This is a genomic window from Bacteroides cutis, from assembly GCF_900241005.1.
Taxonomy (GTDB): domain Bacteria; phylum Bacteroidota; class Bacteroidia; order Bacteroidales; family Bacteroidaceae; genus Bacteroides; species Bacteroides cutis.
The window spans coordinates 228,624-251,262 of the sequence record NZ_OEST01000003.1 but is presented as its reverse complement, the minus strand read 5'-3'; the positions used below and the strand labels follow the sequence as shown (position 1 = coordinate 251,262).

General features: G+C 42.2%; 27 protein-coding genes and 1 tRNA gene. 15 read left to right on the top strand and 13 right to left on the bottom strand.

Features of this window, described 5'->3' with window-relative positions:
• The first annotated feature begins 643 nt into the window (after positions 1–643).
• Positions 644–1,456: a TrmH family RNA methyltransferase gene (locus tag C1A09_RS08355; RefSeq protein ID WP_101543118.1), complete on the top strand. Its 813-nt coding sequence runs from the start codon at positions 644–646 to the stop codon at positions 1,454–1,456.
• Here the strand turns inward: C1A09_RS08355 and C1A09_RS08350 are convergent.
• Entirely contained in the window at positions 1,445–2,488 is a 1,044-nt protein-coding gene (locus C1A09_RS08350) for an alcohol dehydrogenase (RefSeq protein WP_101543117.1), read from the bottom strand. The two genes, C1A09_RS08355 and C1A09_RS08350, sit on opposite strands and share 12 nt — an antisense overlap.
• Before the next feature lie 147 nt (positions 2,489–2,635).
• Here C1A09_RS08350 and C1A09_RS08345 point away from each other — a divergent pair, with 147 nt between their 5' ends.
• The 4 genes from C1A09_RS08345 to C1A09_RS08330 are packed head-to-tail and all read left to right on the top strand — an operon-like array spanning position 2,636 to position 5,332.
• The gene (locus C1A09_RS08345) at positions 2,636–2,857 is read left to right on the top strand and encodes a hypothetical protein (protein WP_101543116.1); all 222 of its coding nucleotides are present in this window, start codon (positions 2,636–2,638) and stop codon (positions 2,855–2,857) included.
• A gap of 6 nt (positions 2,858–2,863) precedes the next feature.
• Entirely contained in the window at positions 2,864–4,489 is a 1,626-nt protein-coding gene (locus C1A09_RS08340) for an RluA family pseudouridine synthase (protein WP_101543115.1), read from the top strand.
• 11 nt (positions 4,490–4,500) lie between these two features.
• Entirely contained in the window at positions 4,501–4,935 is a 435-nt protein-coding gene (locus C1A09_RS08335) for a GNAT family N-acetyltransferase (RefSeq protein ID WP_101543114.1), read from the top strand.
• Between the two features lie 7 nt (positions 4,936–4,942).
• Positions 4,943–5,332: a VOC family protein gene (locus C1A09_RS08330; protein ID WP_101543113.1), complete on the top strand. Its 390-nt coding sequence runs from the start codon at positions 4,943–4,945 to the stop codon at positions 5,330–5,332.
• A gap of 30 nt (positions 5,333–5,362) precedes the next feature.
• On the opposite strand, the gene C1A09_RS08325 is transcribed toward C1A09_RS08330, so the two are convergent.
• From C1A09_RS08325 to C1A09_RS08310, 4 genes are all read right to left on the bottom strand, one after another.
• Positions 5,363–6,658 carry a TIGR01777 family oxidoreductase gene (locus C1A09_RS08325; RefSeq protein ID WP_101543112.1) on the bottom strand — a complete coding sequence of 432 codons (1,296 nt, stop codon included), beginning with the start codon at positions 6,656–6,658 and terminating at the stop codon, positions 5,363–5,365.
• An 82-nt stretch (positions 6,659–6,740) separates the two neighbouring features.
• Positions 6,741–7,574, bottom strand: a complete 834-nt coding sequence (gene nfo / locus C1A09_RS08320) for a deoxyribonuclease IV (protein ID WP_101543444.1) — start codon at positions 7,572–7,574, stop codon at positions 6,741–6,743.
• A gap of 26 nt (positions 7,575–7,600) precedes the next feature.
• Positions 7,601–7,909: an MGMT family protein gene (locus C1A09_RS08315; RefSeq protein WP_101543111.1), complete on the bottom strand. Its 309-nt coding sequence runs from the start codon at positions 7,907–7,909 to the stop codon at positions 7,601–7,603.
• A 56-nt stretch (positions 7,910–7,965) separates the two neighbouring features.
• The gene (locus C1A09_RS08310) at positions 7,966–8,448 is read right to left on the bottom strand and encodes a PepSY-like domain-containing protein (RefSeq protein ID WP_101543110.1); all 483 of its coding nucleotides are present in this window, start codon (positions 8,446–8,448) and stop codon (positions 7,966–7,968) included.
• Positions 8,449–8,624: 176 nt separating this feature from the next.
• Between C1A09_RS08310 and C1A09_RS08305 the strand changes: the two genes are divergently transcribed.
• The gene (locus C1A09_RS08305; RefSeq protein ID WP_101543442.1) at positions 8,625–8,933 is read left to right on the top strand and encodes a nitrous oxide-stimulated promoter family protein; all 309 of its coding nucleotides are present in this window, start codon (positions 8,625–8,627) and stop codon (positions 8,931–8,933) included.
• Here C1A09_RS08305 and C1A09_RS08300 read toward each other — a convergent pair.
• Positions 8,921–9,385: a MaoC family dehydratase gene (locus C1A09_RS08300; RefSeq protein WP_101543109.1), complete on the bottom strand. Its 465-nt coding sequence runs from the start codon at positions 9,383–9,385 to the stop codon at positions 8,921–8,923. The genes C1A09_RS08305 and C1A09_RS08300 overlap by 13 nt on opposite strands.
• 142 nt (positions 9,386–9,527) lie before the next feature.
• Here C1A09_RS08300 and C1A09_RS08295 point away from each other — a divergent pair, with 142 nt between their 5' ends.
• The 3 genes from C1A09_RS08295 (at position 9,528) to C1A09_RS08285 (ending at position 13,209) form a co-directional block, all read left to right on the top strand.
• Entirely contained in the window at positions 9,528–11,423 is a 1,896-nt protein-coding gene (locus tag C1A09_RS08295) for a PAS domain-containing sensor histidine kinase (protein WP_101543108.1), read from the top strand.
• Position 11,424: 1 nt separating this feature from the next.
• On the top strand, positions 11,425–12,147 hold the full coding sequence (locus C1A09_RS08290) for an SDR family NAD(P)-dependent oxidoreductase (protein WP_101543107.1): 723 nt from the start codon (positions 11,425–11,427) through the stop codon (positions 12,145–12,147).
• Positions 12,148–12,231: 84 nt separating this feature from the next.
• Complete coding sequence (locus tag C1A09_RS08285; RefSeq protein ID WP_101543106.1) at positions 12,232–13,209, top strand: lytic transglycosylase domain-containing protein; 978 nt, start codon at positions 12,232–12,234, stop codon at positions 13,207–13,209.
• A 29-nt stretch (positions 13,210–13,238) separates the two neighbouring features.
• On the opposite strand, the gene C1A09_RS08280 is transcribed toward C1A09_RS08285, so the two are convergent.
• From C1A09_RS08280 to C1A09_RS08270, 3 genes are all read right to left on the bottom strand, one after another.
• Positions 13,239–14,012, bottom strand: a complete 774-nt coding sequence (locus C1A09_RS08280; RefSeq protein ID WP_101543105.1) for a TIGR03915 family putative DNA repair protein — start codon at positions 14,010–14,012, stop codon at positions 13,239–13,241.
• Positions 14,013–14,185: 173 nt separating this feature from the next.
• Positions 14,186–15,451 (bottom strand): putative DNA modification/repair radical SAM protein, encoded by a 1,266-nt coding sequence (locus tag C1A09_RS08275; protein ID WP_101543104.1) that lies wholly within the window; start codon positions 15,449–15,451, stop codon positions 14,186–14,188.
• A gap of 99 nt (positions 15,452–15,550) precedes the next feature.
• Positions 15,551–15,724, bottom strand: coding sequence for a BF3379 family histone-like protein (locus C1A09_RS08270; RefSeq protein ID WP_101543103.1), 174 nt, complete (start codon positions 15,722–15,724; stop codon positions 15,551–15,553).
• Positions 15,725–15,873: 149 nt separating this feature from the next.
• On the opposite strand from C1A09_RS08270, the gene C1A09_RS08265 reads away from it, so the two are divergent.
• The 5 genes from C1A09_RS08265 (at position 15,874) to C1A09_RS08245 (ending at position 20,243) form a co-directional block, all read left to right on the top strand.
• Positions 15,874–16,515, top strand: a complete 642-nt coding sequence (locus tag C1A09_RS08265) for an AlbA family DNA-binding domain-containing protein (RefSeq protein WP_101543102.1) — start codon at positions 15,874–15,876, stop codon at positions 16,513–16,515.
• Between the two features lie 102 nt (positions 16,516–16,617).
• The gene (locus tag C1A09_RS08260; RefSeq protein ID WP_101543101.1) at positions 16,618–17,244 is read left to right on the top strand and encodes a DUF8491 family protein; all 627 of its coding nucleotides are present in this window, start codon (positions 16,618–16,620) and stop codon (positions 17,242–17,244) included.
• 126 nt (positions 17,245–17,370) lie between these two features.
• Positions 17,371–19,467: a KamA family radical SAM protein gene (locus C1A09_RS08255; protein ID WP_101543100.1), complete on the top strand. Its 2,097-nt coding sequence runs from the start codon at positions 17,371–17,373 to the stop codon at positions 19,465–19,467.
• Positions 19,468–19,519: 52 nt separating this feature from the next.
• Positions 19,520–20,095: a uracil-DNA glycosylase family protein gene (locus C1A09_RS08250; RefSeq protein WP_101543099.1), complete on the top strand. Its 576-nt coding sequence runs from the start codon at positions 19,520–19,522 to the stop codon at positions 20,093–20,095.
• Between the two features lie 75 nt (positions 20,096–20,170).
• A tRNA-Trp gene (locus C1A09_RS08245) sits at positions 20,171–20,243 on the top strand.
• Positions 20,244–20,282: 39 nt separating this feature from the next.
• Here C1A09_RS08245 and C1A09_RS08240 read toward each other — a convergent pair.
• A complete protein-coding gene (locus C1A09_RS08240; protein ID WP_101543098.1) occupies positions 20,283–20,828 on the bottom strand; it encodes a 7-carboxy-7-deazaguanine synthase QueE in 546 nt (181 codons plus the stop codon).
• A complete protein-coding gene (gene queD, locus C1A09_RS08235) occupies positions 20,815–21,147 on the bottom strand; it encodes a 6-carboxytetrahydropterin synthase QueD (RefSeq protein WP_101543097.1) in 333 nt (110 codons plus the stop codon). The genes C1A09_RS08240 and queD overlap by 14 nt, the downstream gene beginning before the upstream one ends.
• A 187-nt stretch (positions 21,148–21,334) precedes the next feature.
• Between queD and C1A09_RS08230 the strand changes: the two genes are divergently transcribed.
• Positions 21,335–21,694, top strand: coding sequence for a YbaN family protein (locus C1A09_RS08230; RefSeq protein ID WP_101543096.1), 360 nt, complete (start codon positions 21,335–21,337; stop codon positions 21,692–21,694).
• 11 nt (positions 21,695–21,705) lie between these two features.
• Here the strand turns inward: C1A09_RS08230 and C1A09_RS08225 are convergent, their stop codons facing one another.
• Complete coding sequence (locus C1A09_RS08225) at positions 21,706–22,293, bottom strand: phosphorylase family protein (RefSeq protein WP_101543095.1); 588 nt, start codon at positions 22,291–22,293, stop codon at positions 21,706–21,708.
• A 36-nt stretch (positions 22,294–22,329) separates the two neighbouring features.
• Positions 22,330–22,614 carry a winged helix-turn-helix domain-containing protein gene (locus tag C1A09_RS08220; protein WP_101543094.1) on the bottom strand — a complete coding sequence of 95 codons (285 nt, stop codon included), beginning with the start codon at positions 22,612–22,614 and terminating at the stop codon, positions 22,330–22,332.
• Positions 22,615–22,639: the final 25 nt, after the last annotated feature.

Sequence of the window (22,639 nt, the reverse complement as noted above, 5' to 3'; positions counted from 1 at the left end):
CTTCATAAATAGCAAAATACAGAAATATGTACAACTCAAATAAACGGGAAACAGTCGACTGTCCATACGAAAATGTTCTTTTCACGGAAGAAAAAGAGCGTTCCCAGTAGAAATATTCATTTTTCCTATGAGGGAAGTTAACATCCATCACGCCAGAAGTTAACAACTCTCGCGTAAGAAATTAATATCCCTCACGTGGGAAGTTAACATCTCTCGCACGGAAAATGTAAAGCCGATGGGTATTCGGTAAAAACATTGTATATTCATGCACAAAATCATACGCTTTCGGAGTTTACGGGAAGTGTGTATGTCAGTAAAAGGAGCGATTTAGAAACAGGAATCGCCTCATAAGTACTATTTTAAAATCAATTTGACAAATAGATATGCCAAGTTTATAATCTCGGGGAAATCTGTCCGGTTCTCCGTGAAGCCTTACATTTATTTTGATATTTGACAAGCTGCCCGAAACGGCAAGTTATCTGAACAATTACTCTTTGCCAACAAAAATCCATCGAACATCATGGGATAGGAATGATGACAGGACATCAAATCAAGCATCCTCCCAAAGATTATGTAAAAGACGAAACATTCAGAACAAAAGTTTCTACCTTTGCCAAAAAATAATAAAAACACTGTAACAACCATGCCCATCATCCAAATATCTTCCCTCTCCCACCCCGGAGTAGAAATATTCAGCACCCTCACTGAAGCGCAATTACGTAACCGTATAGAGCCTTCAAAAGGTATCTTTATTGCAGAAAGTCCTAAGGTTATCACTGTGGCTTTAGAAGCAGGATATGAACCTCTTGCTCTTTTATGCGAAAAAAAGCATATCACCGGAGATGCCGCCACTATCATTGGACGATGTGGAGACATACCTGTATATACGGGTGACAGAGAATTACTTGCCACACTCACCGGCTATACTCTCACACGGGGTGTTCTGTGCGCCATGCGCCGTCCGCAGCCACGCAACATTGAGGAAGTATGCCGAGATGCGCGCCGCATCGTGGTGGTGGATGGCGTGGTGGATACTACCAATATCGGTGCTATCTTTCGCTCGGCCGCTGCTTTGGGGATAGATGCGGTACTGCTCACACCTACCTCGTGCGACCCACTGAACCGCCGTGCAGTAAGAGTATCCATGGGATCGGTATTTCTTGTTCCGTGGACTTGGATGGAAGGTCCACTCAACCGCCTGAATGATTTGGGATTTCGTACAGCTGCCATGGCACTTACCGACAATTCAATCTCCATAGACCATCCCGCGCTGGCAAAAGAAACCAAACTTGCCATTATAATGGGGACTGAAGGAGACGGGCTCGCACACGAAACAATAGCCGGGGCAGACTACGTGGTTCGTATTCCGATGGCACACGGAGTTGATTCACTCAATGTGGCGGCAGCTGCCGCTGTAGCGTTTTGGGAACTCCGTACACGAGGATCAGGTAAATAAACCTTCTATGGCAACTTTAATAACTCCTTCCTGCCTGTTTTCAAAGATGTGATACGCCTTCTCTATTTCGTTCAAAGGAAAACGATGGGTAATGAGAGGGGTAGTGTCAATCTTGCCTTCACCGATCAGACGGAGGATTTCCGCGCAATCGCAACCATCCACTCCACCGGTTTTGAAGGTCAGATTTTTACCATACATATCAGGCAAAGGAAGAAGTTGCGGTTTATCGTAGAGTGCCACGACGGTGACCACAGCATTGGGCCGGGCACATTCCCAAGCTAAACGGAAAGTATCTTCAGTACCCGCCACTTCCAACACGACATCGGCTCCGCCATGTTCGCTGTTTTGAAACACAAACTCCTTGCAGTTTTCCGGTCCCGTCACCTGTACATCAGGATAGTGTTCACGGACAAAACGAATTCTTTCGGGAGACTTCTCGCAGACAATAATGCGTTTAGGTTGCTTCAACAGGACACAAAGCAAAGTACAAATACCCGTAGGACCGGCACCGATGACAAGAACCGTATCCTCTCCGGAAATTTCTGAGATACGGGCTGCCCAGAAGCCAGTTGCCAGTACATCACCCACAAAAAGCGCTTGTTCATCGCTCACTGTATCCGGAATGCGGTTCAAGCCTTGGTCGGCATAAGGAACTCTGACGTACTCTGCCTGACCGCCATCAATGCGACAACCTAAAGCCCAACCGCCATCAGGATCCGTACAATTATTTACATATCCATGACGGCAGAAAAAACATCCACCGCAGAAAGTCTCAACATTTACAGTTACCCTGTCACCGCATTTTATTGAAGTAACGTCCTGCCCCACTTGCTCTACGATACCCACCATTTCGTGTCCGACCGTAATTCCCGGAACCGCACGGGGCACACTACCATGCTTAATATGGAGGTCGCTGGTACAGATACTGCCCAGTGTTACACGCACAATCGCATCACGCGAGTCTTTCAGTTCTGGTACCGGTTTCTGCAACAATTCAAATTTTCCGTGTTCAATGTATGTATATGCTAACATAATATTTTACCTCCGATTAATCATTCATCCTATTACAAAGAAACAAATATAGATATTTTATGAATTGGCAGAACAATAAATGGCAAGATTTCTGTAACTTTGCATAATTGATAACTCTACAATATCTATTCCCAAAGCAGTTATTTTATGGCAGATAATTATCTTGAAAATCAATATGAAAAATACCAGGCACGCAAAGCTGCTTGGGAAAGAGAACGTAAATATGGCAATCATAGTAAAAAGAAAAAGGTGTTGCACCATCCACGGTTAGAGGAAAATATTAATGAGGAGATCATATCCGGATCAGAAGAAGAGAGCGAGAATATTTTTCACATCAATACAGACAATGACTATTCCATTGATGATTGAATACCCATGTTACACCACTTCCATACTCCGATAGCAGACATCCCCCTACCCGAGAAATTTACATACCCGTTCTGTTACACGCCTCATCCGCTTTGTGTATTGGCTGCGAAAGAGGTGCAAGATTATCTTTCACACCAACAAGCGTGGAAAGAGGAATTGAAATTGGGTAAAATGTTCGGAGTATTGGTAGTACAGACTAAAGAAGGAGAAACCGGTTACCTTGCTGCTTTTTCAGGTATTCTGGCAGGAAAGAACATACATCCTTTTTTTGTTCCGCCGATATATGATTTACTATGTCCGGAGGGCTTTTTCAAGATTGAGGAAGAAAAGATATCCCAAATCAATGTGCATATCAGGGAACTGGAAGAAGAGGAAGAATACAAAGAGTTGACCGGACAGCTTTCCGTATTGGAGCTAAAGGCGCAAGAAGCATTGAGTAGAACGAAACAACAGATGAAAGCCGCCAAAGAGAAACGGGAAGAACGAAGAAAAGCAACTATTCTCTCAAAGGAAGAAGAAGCGGTATTGATACGGGAAAGTCAGTTTCAGAAAGCAGAATACAAACGGCAGGAACGTTTTTGGAAAGAAGAAACCGGTAAGCTGCAAAGGCAGGTTGATGACCGGAAATGCCGGATACAGCGGTTGAAAACAGAACGTAAAACACGTTCTGCCGCTCTGCAGCAACAATTATTTGAACAATTCAAGATGCTCAATTTCCTGGGAGAGTCTAAAGACTTATGTGAAATCTTTGAACAGACCGTTCATAAAACACCCCCTGCCGGAGCTGGAGAATGCGCCGCTCCCAAACTGTTGCAACAAGCCTATCTGCATGACTGGAAACCGATTGCAATGGCTGAATTCTGGTGGGGAGCGTCTCCTAAAACAGAAATACGCTACCACGGACATTACTATCCGGCATGCAAAGGGAAGTGTGAACCCATCTTACAGCATATGCTGCAAGGACTTGAGGTGGACGAAAACCCTATGCTGAAAAGTATGCAAAGTATAACGGAAAAACTTGAGGTGGTGTATGAAGACGAATGGCTGGTGGTTGTCAACAAACCGGCAGGAATGTTATCGGTACCCGGAAAAAAAGAGACAGTTTCGGTTTACAGCATAATGCGTAAACAATATCCCGCAGCAGATGGACCTATGATAGTCCACCGTCTTGATATGGCCACATCCGGTTTACTGATAATTGCCAAAAGCAAACGTGTACATCAAAATCTGCAAGCGCAATTCAAAAGCCGTCTCGTTAAGAAACGTTACATTGCTTTGCTCGAAGGGAAGATTTCCGAAAATAAAGGCACTATTGAACTTCCGCTCTGTCTTAATCCGCTGGACCGTCCACGACAGATGGTACATACAGAATACGGGAAACCGGCTGTCACTGATTTCCAGGTATTGGAACGCAGAGATAAGTATACCCGTGTCGCTTTCTATCCACGTACGGGGCGTACTCATCAACTTAGGGTACATGCCGCCCATCCCCTTGGTTTACACTGTCCCATCATGGGCGATGAACTTTACGGAAGAAAGGCCGAACGGCTGTACCTGCATGCCGAAGCACTGGAGTTTGTACATCCTGTGACAGAAGAAGCTATTAAGATAACTCAAAAAGCCGATTTTTAATATCAAAATCTATGATAACCCAACCTACTCCAAAGGATTACGACGAACTGCTGGCGTTATGGGAAGCTTCCGTCCGAAGTACCCATCATTTCCTTACCGAAGAGAATATACTTTTTTATAAATCTTTGATACGGGAGGAATATTTTCCTACCGTAGATTTATATATCATTCGTAATCGGGAAGGAAAGATAACCGCCTTTATGGGATTGAGTGACGAACTCATTGAAATGTTGTTTGTGCACCCTGATGAACAAGGTAAAGGATATGGAAAACGGTTGATGAAGTACGCTATCCACAATAAGCATATTTATAAGGTGGACGTCAATGAGCAAAATGAACAAGCTCTCCAATTTTATCTGTATTTAGGTTTCGAAGTGGCAAGCAGGGATGCAACAGATTCGACAGGTAATCCTTTTCCTATCTTACATTTACAAATTCAAATTTAATAATCGTATGAGAATACATCATTTAGCAATCTGGACTTTCCGTTTGGAAGCAATGAAAGAGTTCTATACCCGATACTTCAAGGGTATCAGTAATGAAAAGTATATCAATCCGAAAAAAGGATTCGAATCTTACTTTATCCGGTTTGAAGGAGGAATTGATTTGGAATTAATGAGCCGCCCCGATGTACAGAATACTCCGGTTGAAGAAAACAGATTAGGACTGACTCATTTCGCATTCTCGTTTGACAGTAAAGAGGACATATTACAACAAACTGAAATGCTGCGTTCGGCTGGATATACTATTGCAGGTGAACCTCGCACTTCGGGTGACGGATACCTTGAGAGTGTTGTACTTGATCCTGACGGCAACCGGATAGAATGTGTATTTAAGGTTTAAATATATCCCAAGCTATAAAAAGATTCTACATTAGTCATGTAAGAAGTGCAGTTTCCGTATATTATATCCTCTCCTTTGGGCTGAAGCAATCAATTTACCTTTGATATCTTCAGCCAGATGGGGATTACGACTCAATATCCAAAGATATTTATCGGAACTGCTACCTACCAAGGCATAGCTATAGTTCTCCTTATCCAATTCCAGAACATAATAATCGGAATAGAACCAAAGGAAAAAAGAGACTTTCAACTTACCGGGTTGTTTTTCATCGGGACGGTAAGCATGTCCCACAGCACGTTTCTTCACTCCATTTTTAAGACCTGCATTTTCTACCCGTATCTTTCCGTCGGATGACAGGGAATAAGTGGCTGTTACATCGGTCATTCCTTGTTCAAAGGAGTTATCATAACGGGCTATTTCATACCAAAGTCCCATATAACGGGCAACATCCAAAGAAGGTACCGTCCGTGTATCCGGCAGTTTCAATAATGACTCAATGGTAGGCACGGAAAATGTGAAACCGGCTTCAAGCAAGCGGGAAGGCGAAACCGTCTGTCCATTCAGCAGGACACTGCTCATTTCACCCAAGAGAGAATGAAAAACCCAACCCGGCACAGGCACGGTTGCCCAAGCATGGTAGGCTATCGCCAATGCATGCGCCAGATGTTTCTGCGATATAAATTGTGGGGCTACTACATTATAAACACCTTGCGTATCTTTATGCTCTATTAAAAAAGTGACGGCACGGCATACATCCTGTATACTCACCCAAGGAAAAGTCTGCTTGCCCGAACCGATTACGGCAGAGAACTTTGTATGAATTAAAGGTAAAACCATCTGTTGCATAGCACCGCCATCCGGTGCAAGAACAACTCCCAAACGAGTGATGACCATACGGACATCAGATGGACACTTTTGAGCCTCCGCTTCCCACTCACGGCACAGTGAAGCCAAGAAACCCTCGGCAATCATGTCATCCTGCTCGCTATAGTATCCCCGTGAAGGATAATAACCGACGGCCGACACAGACAACATCACTTCAGGCCGTTTCTGCGCCGCCTTCATAGCTTTTACCAATCGGGAAGTCACTCCGATACGGCTATGACGTAGTTCACATTTGTATTTGGGAGTCCAACGCCGGTTGATAGAAGCACCTGCCAAATTAACAAGTGCATCACATCCTTCCAAAGATTCTACCAATTGCTGGAAAGCATCTTCCTGCAAAAATCCCCTTCCGATAGGAATAACCTGGTGATGATGCTCTGTCAGATATTCCATGAGATGCGTCCCTATAAAGCCGGATGCTCCGCTTATTGCAACTTTCATAACTCTAATTTTATTATTATAACGAAAGGAGCTCCTCTTTAGTTCGCGTCAACTCAATATCAAAACTACAATTGAATAATCTTTACTCAAAACTACGTAATAATTTAATTTCTTCCGCCCAAAGTGTTTCGTCCGGAGTCTCCAGAACAATGGGCAAGTCATTAAAACGTTCGTCTTTCATAAAGCGTTTGAAAAAATCTATACCAATCAATCCTTTTCCGATGCTATCATGACGGTCTACCCTGCTTCCTAAGGCTTTCTTGGAATCATTTAAATGGATACCACGAAGATAATTGAAACCAACGATGGTATTAAAGTCATCAAAAACCTTATCATAGTCGTTCACAATGTCATATCCCGCCGTATAAGTGTGACAGGTATCAAGGCAAACGCCCACCCGCGATTTATCTTCCACACGATCAATGATATACTTTAATTGCCAAAATTCATTACCTACATTACTGCCTTGCCCAGCTGTATTCTCTATTACGGCCGTCACATTTTGTGTTTTGTCCAAAGTAATATTTATAGATTCTGCCACCTTGTCCAAACATGCTTCCACTGAAATCTTATTGAGATGGCTACCTGGATGAAAATTTAATAATCTCAACCCCAATTCCTCACAACGTTGCATCTCATCTAAAAAAGCGGCACGGCTTTTTATCAGGCCTTCCTCTTCGGGATGTCCCAGGTTTATCAAATAACTGTCATGTGGCAGAATATAATAGGCATCAAAATCATACTTCGCACAATTCTCTTTAAATAAAGAGATATTTTCTGGCATCAAAGGCTTTGCCACCCATTGGCGTTGATTCTTGGTAAACAGGGCGAAAGCATTCGCTCCAATTTCGTGGGCATTGACAGGAGCCAACTCCACACCTCCGCTTACACTTACATGTGCACCGATATATTTCATAACCATACTATTTTAGAATTCAACAATTATTCCTCTATAAATTTCCATTGAGAAACTTTCATGTCCACCATTCCACTCTTGCGGAACTGTACACCTTCACTTTCCAGCAAAGCCCTTTGTTCTACCCAAAACGGTACCAACCTTCCCTGACTGTTCACTACCCTGTGACAGGGCAGATGCAACTCCGAAGGTACATCATGCATGACATGTCCTACCATACGCGAACACTGAGGTCTACCTATAAGAAAGGCAACCTGCCCGTAGGTTACTACCTTTCCGGACGGAATGGCAGCAACCACATTGTATACTTCCTGTTGAAAAGCACCTTTGTCCATGAAAAACTTTTTTCAGGACAAAGATATAATTTATTTAGCAGGTAACTGAATGTCGTCTATAAGAAAGTACTTGCTCCAAGAATATTATGCAAGTAAGTGACATTCCGGTCATTTATTATTCCTCCATCAGGAGTAAATAATATCTGATATTTCGTCTGTACATTCGGCATTCCTATCTCTACGGCAACAATCGACTGCCATTTAGGGAACTGTACCCACGTTACATTCTGTACTTCACCACCAGCAAACTGACTGGCGGCAAAAGCATTGAATACCGCTGCCGGTACCTCATCCATCGTTACCCAATCGGTTTGCTTCATCACCCATTGGGCATCCGAGTTGAACCATACTCTGGTATCAAAAGCATTCATCATAAAATCCGCTACATAATAATTTCCATCCTGCGACCAGGCGATATCATTAGCAGCAGGATACATTTTTTTTAGAGCATTCTGTACATTGACAGGTGTATAACCGGCAAATACCGAAACTGATGTAAAGAACATTGACAGCAGAAAAGATAATTTCAATTTATTCATGACCAAACAATTTATCATTAGTCTGTTATCAACAGCATTCCAATGATTTTGTTTGGCTCATTCAATACCATTAAAAAGGAAATTTCACGTCTATAAAGATAAAATTATCGTTTTTCTCCATTATTCCACTATCTTTGTTCTGAAAATAAACTCTGTTATAAATGACGGTCAAATCCATGTCACGCGTTCAACGAGAACAACAGACGATAGAACAAATGATTACCCTTTATTGCAGAAAGAAAGAGGGTAATAAAGAGTTATGTTCCCAATGTAAGGAATTAATAGAATATGCGCATACAAGATTATCCCGCTGTCCTTTTGGAGAAAAAAAGTCAACCTGCAGACTGTGCACCATTCATTGCTATAAACCCGAAATGAAAGAACAGATGCGGAAAGTGATGCGGTTTACCGGGCCAAGAATGCTGCTATACCATCCTATAGCAGCACTCCGGCATTTATGGCAAGAACATTTTCAATTGAAATAGTATAAGAAAACAGCTACTCCTTCGAGTGCTTTCTTCTTCTCGCCTTGAATTTCAATGGCAAATTTGATTTCTGCCTTTGCCACTCCCCGTAGGTTGGACAAAGATTGTAAAGTTGCTACCAGACGGATACTCTGTCCAGACAATACCGCTTGACCGAATTTCATTTTATCCATACCATAGTTAATCATCATCTTCAGGTTATTTACCTCAATAATCTGATTCCACAAATGAGGCAACATAGATAGGGTAAGATAACCATGAGCAATGGTACTCTTGAAAGGACTCTCCACATGGGCACGTTCCGGATCAACATGAATCCACTGATGATCCAATGTTGCATCGGCAAAAAGATTGATACGCTCCTGAGTAAGTTGCACATACTCAGAAATACCAAGTTGCTGACCTATTAACTTTTCAAAATCTTCATACGAGTTGATAATTACTTTTTCCATATATTTTTTGTTTTATTTAATAAATAGTGTCATAAACCGTGACAAAGATACATTTCTATCTCCCATTTCTTTTCATTTCTACGGATTATTTCTATTTTTGTAACCATATACATCTGTATTAATTTATCAGAAATACTTCTGTATGAACGCTAAATTAGATTATAACTTACTATCAGAAATAATACTTAATGCCAACATAGGCTGTTGGGAAGCAGACTTACAAAATGCAAACTATATCTGTTCCGAATATATTTCCAGCCTATTGGGTTTAAAAGAAGACGGGGTTATCAGTTTCGAAGACTTCAATAAACGAATTCTGAAAGAGGAACATCCTCTTACTACAGTTCATTCTTTTAACAACGCACAACAGTCGAAAGAGATTGTATATCTACTTGATACGATCAAAGGCCCTATGTGGATACGTAGTAAAGTTTGTATGCAGAAAACAGATGAAAACGGGAACTGCAAGATTTATGGTATAGCCGAAGTACAAGACGGTCCCAACATGTCATCTGCCTCACAAGTACTGCAACAACAGGAACGATTATTACACAACATTTATAAGAATTTGCCGGTAGGCATCGAACTCTATAACATCCAGGGGATACTGATAGACTTGAATGACAAGGAGTTGGAAATGTTTCATCTAGAACAGAAGGAAGACTTGCTGGGTATCAATATCTTCGAAAATCCCGTCTTCCCAAACGAAATGAAAGAAAAGCTGAAGAAACATGAAAATGCAGACTTTACTTTTCGTTATGACTTCTCTCAAATAGGAACTTACTATAATTCAAAAAAGAAAACAGGCACGATAGATTTGGTAACTAAGGTAACCACGTTGTACGATGAGCATCATATTCCAACCAACTATCTGCTGATTAATGCAGATAAAACCGAAACGACTGTAGCCTACAACAAAATTCAGGAGTTCGAAAGTTTCTTCGAACTGATAGGCAATTATGCCAAAGTGGGATATGCCCACTACAACCTGCTTACCCAAGAAGGGAATGCCCAACAAAGTTGGTATATCAACATCGGTGAAAAAGAAAAGACACCGCTATCCGAAATTATCGGAACATACGGTCATATTCACCCCGAAGACCGCCATTGTATACTCGGCTTTCTGGATAATGCAAAAAAAGGGACAGAGAACAAATTCAACAAAGAGATACGCGTTCTCAGAGAAGACGGCAGTTATTCATGGACGCATGTCAATCTGATAGTGAAAACATACGCTCCCGAACGGAACAATATAGAACTAATCTGCATCAACTACGATATCACCCACCTGAAAAACACGGAATTCATGTTGATACAAGCCAAGGAAAAAGCAGAAGAAGCGGATCGCCTGAAGTCGGCTTTCCTCGCCAATATGAGCCACGAAATACGCACACCGTTGAATGCAATTATCGGATTTTCCAGCCTGCTCCCTTACGTGGACGATGCCAACGAACGCGACCAATATATTTCACTAATTAACCGTAACAACGATCTGCTACTGAACATTATCAACGATGTACTGGACTTGTCGAAAATAGAATCCGGCCACATTGAACTACATCCTACCTGGTTCAATCTGTCGGAACTGATCGACGAAAGTTGTGCCGAGTATAAACAAAACGCTCCGGCAGGTGTAGAAATCAGAACCCGTTATCCGGCAAATGCCTACTTAATAGAACAAGACTTGATGCGTATTAAACAAGTGCTGAACAATCTTATTTCGAACGCATTGAAGAATACGACCGTCGGCTACATCGAAGTTTCCTATAAGATAGACCGATCTGAAGCAAAAATCAACATTACCGACACTGGACGCGGAATCCCCCAGGACAAACTCGACACAATATTCGAACGGTTCGAGAAGGTAAACTCCTTCATACAAGGAGCCGGACTGGGTCTGTCTATTTGTAAGTCCATCATGGAAAGAATGGACGGAAGCATCGGAGTTACATCTACCGTAGGGACAGGCAGTACATTTACCATCACATTCCCATGCCAAGTGCAACCAGCCGGACGACAGAAACAAAAAAAATTATAGAATGAAAGCCATTATCATAGGAGCCACCTCAGGGATCGGCCAAGAAGTTGCCAGATTATTAGTAAAACAAGGTTGGCATATAGGAGTTTCAGGAAGACGGGAAGAGGCATTACGAGATTTTCAACGGATTGCTCCCCGACAAATTGAAATACAACCATTGGATATTACCCGTGAAGATGCCCTTCTACACCTTCAAACATTGATAGAAAAATTAGGAGGGATGGATTTGTTTCTCCTCAGTTCAGGTATAGGCAGTCAGAACCCTACTTTGCAACCAGAGGTCGAGATTAACACGGCACGTACCAACGTAGAAGGTTTTATCAGGATGACTACCGCCGCTTTCAATTATTTCAAGGCAAAAGGAGGAGGGCACATTGCAGTAATCAGTTCCATAGCCGGTACCAAAGGCTTAGGTATAGCCCCCGCCTATTCTGCTACCAAACGTTTCCAAAATACTTATATCGACGCCCTTGCACAACTTACTCATATGGAACATCTGAATATCCGCTTTACGGATATACGTCCCGGTTTCGTTGCTACAGATTTATTGAAGAACGGGAATTATCCGATGTTGATGCAAACAGACCGTGTAGCCCGCTACATCGTGAAAGCACTGGATAGGAAAAAACGTATAACCATCATTGACGGAAGATACCGGACACTCGTTTTTTTCTGGCGCCTCATTCCACGCTGGTTATGGGAACGGTTTCCTATAAAGAATTAAAAGTGGCATCACCTCTTGCAACCTATTTGCACAATTAATATGAATATCGTACCTTAGACGGCAGAACCAACAAAAAACAGGATAATGAAAAAGAATTCCATCCATATATTGGCTACCGCTGCCATTGCTCTTTGTGTAGGTACTACTCTTCCATTTCTGTTGAGTAATACACAACTCAATGAGCAAGAATCCATAAAATCAGAAGTTCCCTATTGTGTTACTCCCCCTACTGTTCCCGATAAAATTTCTTTTGCTGGACAAGTAATAACCTTCAAGCGTTATGATCATCGCGAAAGAATGGACAGAGAGTTGATGTCATTTACTTATATGCACTCCACAACCATGCTTACCGTGAAACGTGCCAATCGGTATTTTCCAATAATCGAGCCCATACTGAAAGCCAACGGTGTTCCCGACGATTTCAAATATCTCGCCGTCATCGAGAGTAATCTGAATACACTTGCCCGCAGTCCGGCAGGTGCAGTGGGTTTATGGCAATTTATGCCCACTACCGGAAGGGAGTTCGGATTGGAAGTCAATGCCAATATCGACGAACGCTATCACGTTGAAAAAGCCACGCTGGCTGCCTGTAAATATTTAAAACAAGCCTACACTAAATATAACAACTGGCTCTGCGTTGCCGCTGCCTATAATGGTGGACAGGGACGCATCTCTTCGGAACTGCAGAAGCAACTTGCCTCACAAGCAGTTGACCTTTGGCTGGTAGAAGAAACTTCACGTTATATGTTCCGGCTACTTGCTGCCAAAGCAGTCATCAACAACCCTCAACGATATGGATTTCTGCTGAAACGTGAACATTTATATCCACCTATTCCTTACCGAAAAGTAACGGTGACTACCGGTATCAGTAATCTTGCCGAATATGCCCGTCAACAAGGTATCACGTTTGCCCAACTGAAAGATGCCAATCCTTGGTTACGTCAACATGAACTACAGAATAAAAGCGGTCGTATGTATGAACTGAAAATACCATCGCAAGCGGGAATGTACTATGACCCGAAACAGACGGTACCCCATAACAAGAATTGGGTGATTAACTAAAAAAGGATTTTTTCTTATCAGACAATAATTTAATCCTGTTTTTCCGTCAAAAACTTCCAATAACGCACCGGCATATCCTGCCGGTGTTTTCGTGGATTAAGACGTTCTTTGATGCAAATAGCCTTGAAGTAGGTTTTCCATAACTGCTGAAAAAGCTTTTCATCCTTGTCCATCAAACTTTCATCCAACATTCCCGTTACAAAATGTCCTTCACGGGTATCTTCATCGAAAGTAACCATACGGATTTCCTTCAAGTCATAATAATAACCATATGCACGTTTGACGTCATAAATCAACCATCGTTGGTCGGCAAAACGGTTACGAAAATGTTCAACAGCAAGTGGAAGAGCATTGAATTGAGGTTCCAATGCCGCAAAAAAAGTACCGTCCGCCGCTTTCTGAAAACGAACGAACTGTAACATGCGTATCCGTTCCCAATCCACCTTTTTCCATATCTTAGAGAGTTCCAATACGTCAGGATCGGCAAAATTCGTTTCAATGGAACGGGGGGTATCAATGGCTTTACGGATGTAACGAAACAATAACATGGGTACCTCAGGCAGTTCGGAAAGCCAACTCTGCGTAAGACAGGCCAAAGCACCGGACGAAAGTTTCTTCTGTAATCCCCGCCATACTCGTCCCGCTTTCCCTTCATCGGTAATCACCGTGAAAACTTCATCATGGAACAAAGGCAGTAGCTCTCCTTCCGGCTGTAATACATCCGGGAAAATACGACGTGCATAGGCTTCGAAAACAGAAGTCAGCAAACCTTCAAACGTATTATCAAAAACAAATATCACCATACATTCATTACAAAAGAGATAAAAGCAGAAACATCGATCGACATACCTCCATTCAATCGTATACTAAATGTCACTCATGCGTATACCCATTGTCTCTTGCCCAAACGCCATTAGTTATCAGTAGCATACATATCATACATAAATTATGACAATCTTCATACCCGGCATCAGTTTTAATCCTCTCCGAAATCAAGTGTCAGTTGACGGTCGTCAGCCTTTTTCTTGGGTTTCTGTATCAACAAGTTACGTACCCCCTGTGGGGTCAATTCATTGACTGTGCACATAGGTAGCTCATTACAAGTAATGAAGTATTGCGCTTTCTTCATCACCACCCCTATTTTCTTTAACTGATAAAAACCTAATTTGGAAAAACGACGTGATGCCACTATCAGGCGGGCGGACTTCACACCGATACCCGGAATACGAAGTAACATTTCATAATCAGCCCTGTTCACATCCATCGGAAAGTGTTCGGGATGGCGCAGCGCCCACGATAGTTTAGGATCAATCTCCAAATCAAGATCAGGATAAATGTCATCAACTATCTCTTCTACCTTGAACTGGTAGAAACGCATCAACCAGTCCGCCTGATAAAGGCGATTTTCACGTACCAAAGGCGGTTGTTTCAAAGCAGGCAGACGAGTATCGTATGTATTTACCGATACATAACCGGAATAATAAACGCGCTTCATCGAAGGACCTTTATAGAGAGCGGACGAAAGAAAGAGAATATCCTTATCGGTTTCAGAGGTAGCTCCCACTATCATTTGCGTACTTTGTCCGGCAGGGGCAAAACGAGGCGCATGACGATGTTTTTTACGTTCTTCCGAACTCTCCAATACTCCTTGTTGGATATAACGCATCGGCAGATATACACTCTTATGATCTTTCTCGGGTGCAAGGCGTTTCAAGTTTTCTTCTTTCGGTATTTCCACATTGACACTGAGACGGTCAGCATATAATCCTGCCTCATTCACCAATTCACGGCTTGCGCCGGGAATACTTTTCAGATGAATATATCCATTGAAACGATGTATGGTCCGCAAGTCTTTTGCCACGCGCACCAGCCGTTCCATGGTATAATCGGGATTGCGTATCACACCGCTACTAAGAAACAAGCCTTCGATATAATTACGGCGATAAAACTCCATTGTCAAGTCTACAAGTTCACTGACCGAAAGTGTGGCACGCGGTAAGTCGTTGCTACGACGGTTGATACAATACGCACAGTCATAAATACAGTAATTGGTCAGCATCACCTTCAACAAAGAGATACAACGACCATCCTCGGCAAAACTGTGGCAGATTCCCCATCCACCCACGGTATTACCTACCATACCTGCCTTGTTGGAGCGCACAGTACCACTGGAAGAACAAGATACATCATACTTTGCCGACTCTGCCAGTATCTTTAGTTTATTAAGTACGTTTTCATCCATATTACTCGTGCCAAATGTAATAATAATACCAATATAAACAAAAAAAGACCGCCTATCGTGGCAGTCTTTCACAGCATTAAATCTGCGTTTTTTCTTTACTTACTTAGCAGCAGCCAAAGATGCTTTGCGGAATTCTTTCATTGCTTTTTCGATTTCCAAAGAAGCCTTACGTGCACGAGTACCGGCTGCCTTGTTACCATTTTCCAACTGTGCATTTGCATCTTTCGCAAATGCTGCATACAATTCTGCAACTTTTTCAACTAATTCTTTCATAATCCTTTTTTAATTACTTCGTTAATAATGTCCGACAAAAATACACTCTTTCTTGAAATAAATACAGAAAAACGATATTTTTTTTGAAATATTGCCCAAATTCGGCGCAAAAAAAAGCTCTTACACGTTTTTTATCTACTTTTGCAGACATGAAAACGTTTACAGATGCCGAATACATACATGCTCTCATAGCCGAAGGAGAGCATCAGCAACAGGATTTCAAATTCGAAATATCCGATGCACGGAAGATTGCCAAAACGTTATCTGCTTTCTCAAATACTGACGGCGGACGGTTACTCATTGGAGTAAAAGATAACGGAAAAATTGCAGGTGTACGCTCAGATGAAGAACAATATATGATAGAAGCCGCCGCACAAATCTACTGCCGTCCGGAGGTCAATTACAGTATGTGTACTTATCAGGTAGAAGGGCGTAGTGTATTAGTTATACAAGTTGCCGAAAGTGACCGTAAGCCAGTATATGCTAAAGATGAAACCGGAAAGTATTTGGCCTATCTCCGTATCAAAGATGAAAATATCCTGGCTACTCCTGTACATCTACGTGTATGGCAACAAAGTAAAAGTCCTAAAGGTGAACTGATGGAATATACGGAACGTGAACAACTGTTGCTCAACTTACTGGAAGAAAACGACCAGTTATCATTGAACCGTTATTGCCGTCTTGCCCATCTTTCTCGCCGTGCGGCAGAACACCTTCTTGCAAAATTTGTCCGTTACGACATTGTGGAGACAGTATTCGAAGGACATAAGTTCCATTTCAAACTAAAGTAAATTACAAGTTACGAATTTTGGTGTAAACCAACTTATTTAGTACTTTTGCATCCGCAACTGCATGGCGGTTCGTAGTTTGTAATTCGTAAATTATAATTCATCATGGGTATATTTACCAAATTATTTAGAAAGAATACCGAAGGAGTTCCTTCAAGGAACGTGGAAGATTTCGTGTCTTTAACACGTGTTTACTTCCAGTCAGTGATAGCTGCCAATCTGGGCATCACCAATATCCGTTTTGTGCCGGATGTAGCCAATTTCAAACGTTTATTCAAAATCCCTACTCAGGGAGGACGCTTGGGACAAGCTGAAAAAACGGCTTCCCGCAAAATGTTGATGCAGGACTATGGTATCAGCGAAAACTTTTTTAAAGAAATCGATATCTCTGTAAAGAAACATTGCCGGACTCAAAATGATGTACAAGGGTATCTCTTCATGTATCAAGGATTTTCCAATGACTTAATGATGTTGATGGGTAACCTTATGCAATGGAAATTCCGTGTGCCTTCTATCTTTAAAGGTGCACTACGCAGCATGACTGCAAAAACCGTACATGATGTATGTACCAAGACTGTTTGGAAAAAAGACGATGTACACAAAACAGCAGCTACGGTACGCCAATACAAAGAACGCCTGGGATACTCCGAAGAATGGATGTCGGAATATGTATATAATGTGGTGATGTTGGCTAAAAAAGAACCGAAGAATAAAGAAATGGAAAAGAAATAATCCCTTATCTATTCTGTTAGTAAAACAAAAAGAACCATAAAGTATTCCACAAGGTAAAAGGCGAGGTAGAAAGACCTCGCCTTTTTTTATTATTTTTATAGGATAATAATAAAAAAACAACTGCTTATGAAACAAAAGAAAATGCTTGCACTCACTCTTTCACAACTGGAACAACTTTATCGGCACGAACTCCCTGAGTTGGTATGTATTGCCACCCAAAGCGACAATGCGGAAACTTTCAGAACCAGCCTTTCGAAATATATTGCCGTACATCCGGAAATGAACAGTGAGGCCGGTAAGCAAATTCGACTCTTGATTGAATTTGACGGACAAGAAGTATATGAGCTTTCTACCGAAAGACAATTGACTATATCAACTTTATCAACTCTCTATTCTTTCCTTATCGGTACTATGGAGGAAGAAACCGAAACAGATTTGTTCATTGATCTATTCCAGCTATTCAAATTCCTCCAACAACCCGCCGTTACTCTGCCCTCACCACAGAAGATCAAAACACTCACTGAACGTTGGGCAACCGGCCTGGATGAGGAAGTACAGCAAGTACGTATCAAAAACAAAGAACGCATCATGCATGCGTTGGTACAAAAGATTGAACATCGCAAAAATCCGACTTCCCGTTTCAACTTCCCCAAAGGAATCAGTTACGAAGAGAAATTCCGATTGGTGGGTGAATGGTGGAATGATTTCCGCTTTCACCTTGCCATGGCAGTTAAAAGTCCGGCCGAACTGAATTGTTTCCTCGGCAATTCCCTTTCTGCCGAAACCATGTATTTGCTTTCGAAGGCGCGCAAGAAAGGAATGCCTTTCTTTGCCACCCCTTACTACTTATCACTATTGAATTGCAACGGTAACGGATATAACGATGATGCCTTACGTAGTTATATCCTTTATTCTCCCCAATTGGTCGAAACCTACGGACAAATACGTGCCTGGGAACGGGAAGACATCGTGGAACCTGGCAAACCTAATGCCGCAGGTTGGCTACTGCCCGACGGGCACAATATCCACCGCCGCTACCCGGAAGTGGCCATTCTCATACCTGACACCATGGGGCGTGCCTGTGGCGGTCTTTGTGCATCTTGCCAGCGCATGTACGATTTCCAAAGTAAGCGTCTCAATTTTGAATTTGATACTTTGCGACCCAAAGAAACATGGGAAAAGAAACTGCGCCGTTTGATGGCATATTTTGAAGAAGACACACAGCTACGCGACATTCTTATTACAGGAGGTGATGCCCTGATGAGCCAGAACAAGACGTTACACCATATTCTGGAAGCAGTTTATCGTATGGCTGTACGTAAACGGAAAGCTAATTTGGAACGTCCGGAAGGAGAAAAATATGCAGAACTGCAACGCATTCGCCTCGGCTCACGCTTACCGGCTTACCTGCCGATGCGCATCAATGATGAACTGGTGGAAATTCTACGAGAGTTCAAAGAAAAAGCATCAACCATCGGTATCCGGCAATTTATTATCCAAACCCATTTCCAAACGCCCTTAGAAGTAACTCCCGAGGCTGCAGAAGGAATACGTAAATTATTATCGGCAGGCTGGCTCATCGATAATCAATTAGTGTATAACGTAGCTGCGTCACGCCGGGGACACACGACACGCCTGCGTCAAGTACTCAATCAATTGGGAATAATCGGTTATTATACATTTTCCGTCAAAGGCTTTGAGGAAAATCATGCGGTGTTCGCTCCAAACAGTCGTTCTGTACAGGAACAAATGGAAGAAAAACGTTTCGGGAAATTATCCAGAGAAGATGCCCATAATCTATCCGTTGCACTTGAAACATCACAAGATCCGGCTGCCTGTATCCGGCATTTTCTGAAAATCAACCATTTACCGTTTCTAGCCACCGACAGAAACGTACTCAATCTGCCTGCCATCGGCAAAAGTATGACTTTCGACATGGTAGGTATCACCCCGGAAGGTAAACGTATTCTACGTTTCGGTCATGACGGTACCCGACGTCACAGTCCGATTATCAATCGGATGGGAGAAGTCTATATCGTCGAAAATAAGTCTATCGCCTCGTATCTGCGCCAACTTCAAGCTATGGGTGAAGATGTAGAAGAATATGCCACTATCTGGAATTATACAGAAGGTAAAACCGAATCTCGTTTCAATCTTTATGAATATCCGGATTTTCCTTTCCGGATAACCGAAAGGATGAGTAATTTGGAGATAGCGGGATAACATTTCTAAAATATTCCGTACTTTTGCAGATAAAAACCAACCACAGGAAAGTATGGAGATAGAACAACATCCCTTGCAGCCTTTCCTCCCCGGCAATGCCCGTCTGTTGATGCTGGGGAGTTTCCCGCCACAAAAAAAACGGTGGTCTATGGAATTTTATTATCCGAATTGGAACAACGACATGTGGCGTATTGTAGGACTTCTCTTTTTTGGCGATAAAGATCATTTTGTTGATAAAACTCATAAAGCATTTTGTAAAGAATACCTCATCAGTTTCTTACAAGAAAAAGGGATTGCCCTGTTCGATACAGCCTCTGCCATCCGGCGCCTGCAGGACAATGCTTCGGATAAGTTCCTAGAAGTGGTGCAACCTACGGATGTCTCTGCCTTGCTGCATCAACTACCGGAATGCAGGGCAATCGTCACTACGGGACAGAAGGCGACCGATACTCTTTGTGAGCAATTCTCTTTGAAAGAGCCCAAAGTAGGAAACTATACGGAATTTATTTTTGAAGAGCGCCCTATGCGTCTCTACCGGATGCCCTCTTCATCCAGAGCTTATCCACTTTCTTTAGAAAAAAAAGCTGCTGCGTATCGCATTATGTATCAGGACTTACAAATGCTGTAAGTAACTTCTACCATAAAATATGCGCACCGGTTACTTGTATATTTGAAAGTTTCCATTACCTTTGCAGCCGCAAACACGGGAGTAGCTCAGTTGGTAGAGCACCGGTCTCCAAAACCGGGTGTCGGGAGTTCGAGCCTCTCCTCCCGTGCAAAAAGAGCTGTAAGCATCTGCTTACAGCTCTTTTTTATTACCGAATATCTATCAGTTTATGTGTCTGCAAACTCAACCGCCATTTTGGATGCCGCATTACACAATCCACCGTCTGGCCGGTATTACTGCAAGAACAAGGCTGTAAAAAGAAATGTTCGGCAGGAAGTAATTCATAAACTCCGATATCCTGCCCCTCATAAACAACCTTCACTTCATCCATACGGGTAATTCCCAATTTTACCCCCTGTTTTGGTGAGCAAGTCACCCAATCTATATTATCCGGCAACGGACGGGTTCCATTTGTTTCAATACAGACATATTTGCCTACCCGGTGCAAACGATCTATAAAACCACTGTCAATCCAAAGAGAGGGTTCACCACCGGTCAATATCACCATCACCGCAGGGTACTTTTTCACTTCCGCCAATATTTCATCATCGGACATCAAAACCCCTTCCTCATGCCGGGTATCACAAAAAGAACATTTTAAATTGCAACCGGAAAAACGGATAAAAACCGCCGGAGTACCCGTATGGTATCCCTCACCTTGAAGACTATAAAATATTTCGTTAATCTTCCTCATAGATGGCGATGTTTGACTCAGACTCCTGAACTTCTACTTTATAGCAAGTAGGTATCTGTTCGCATATCCAACGGGCTATGTTTTCTGCCGTAGGATTAAAAGGAAGCACTTCATTGATATTACGATGATCCAATTTTTCTTTTACTACCTGCTTGATGTAGCTGAAGTCTACGACCATTCCGTCACCATTCAATTCCTTGGAACGACAGAAAACTGTGATTATCCAATTGTGACCATGTAGATTTTCACATTTACTCTGATAGGAAAGTGCCAGGCTGTGGGCAGCCGATACTTCCATACGCTTAATAACTGTATACATACTCTTAATACGCTAATTAATACACTATATAATTATAACCCTGCATCTAATGTCACCTCGATGCAACTGCAAAAATAGAAAAAACTCGTGATTTATCCGTAAGCCTTTTATTTATTCATATACATTCAAAAACCTTAAAAATAAGCTTTCATACCGCAAACATAGTTATTTTTTCTATTTTTGCGATATGAAAGTCCTTTATATTCTGCTTGGAACTCTTTCCTTACTATTAGGCATCATCGGCATCTTTCTTCCGTTGCTGCCTACCACACCATTTCTGCTACTCACAGCGGCACTTTATGTACGAAGTTCGTCGCGCCTATACGATTGGTTACTGAGCCAGAAATATCTGGGTCCTTACATACGCAATTTCCGAGAAAACAAAGCGATTCCACTGAAAGCTAAAATCATATCCGTTTCTCTCATTTGGACAACAATGCTATATTGCATATTTTTTATATTACCCTATTGGTGGCTGAAGGTAATGTTACTACTCATTGCCACGGGAACAACATATCATATTTTGTCGTTCAAGACACTAAAATAAACGGACTATATTTACGATCTCACTACTCCCCCAATTTCTTCAAAAAAACGTCCCAGTCCTTTTCTTGCATCAGCAAGTTTATCTTCCCAATGCTTCACGGAATTTTGCCCGATAATATCCGTCACATACTTCACTGAAATAAACGGCACATTCTTAGCACGGCACACTAATGCTTGCGCATAGGCTTCCATATCGACAACATCACCTTTTACATCCGATAATTCTGTCAAGAAGGTATCTCCCGTGTTACATATCCCCCCACCTTTCCAGTGTAAACAATAACCTTTCTGCACCAACAAGCCGGCTGACTCAATCTCATATTCCACACCAAGATCCACCAGCTTCTGCATGTCACGGTCTATGAAATGACGGCATACCAATATATCTCCTACCTGATGATGAATACTCCCCGCCGTACCCACATTAATAACCAAATCCGGTTGTCCATGACTGATTGCTTCCGAAAGGTAAAACGCAGATTTAGCCTTTCCCACTCCAGTACGGAGATAACCGATTTGTACCTCGTCTTCCCCTATCAAACCGGGAAACTTCAGTTCCGTAAATTCGCCCTGAACGGCATAAGTAACCAAAATTCTCATACTTTCTATTCTTTATCTCATTACTTTCCAAAATAATTATTTCATGATATAACTCTTCAACGCTTCAACATACTCTTCAAAAGCATCTACTCCTTGCGGAGTAATCTTACAAATCGTACAGGGCATCTTCCCCTTGAATGTCTTGGTCACCTCCACATACCCCGCCTTGCCAAGTTTATCTATCTGTACACTGAGATTTCCGGCTGTCGCTCCCGTCTGATGGCGGATATAGACAAAATCAGCCTCTTCGACACTGATAAGCAACGACATCACCGCAAGCCGCAGTTCAGAATGGAGCAAAGGATTCAGTTCTTTAAACATAACAATTGTTTTCTTTCCATATTCT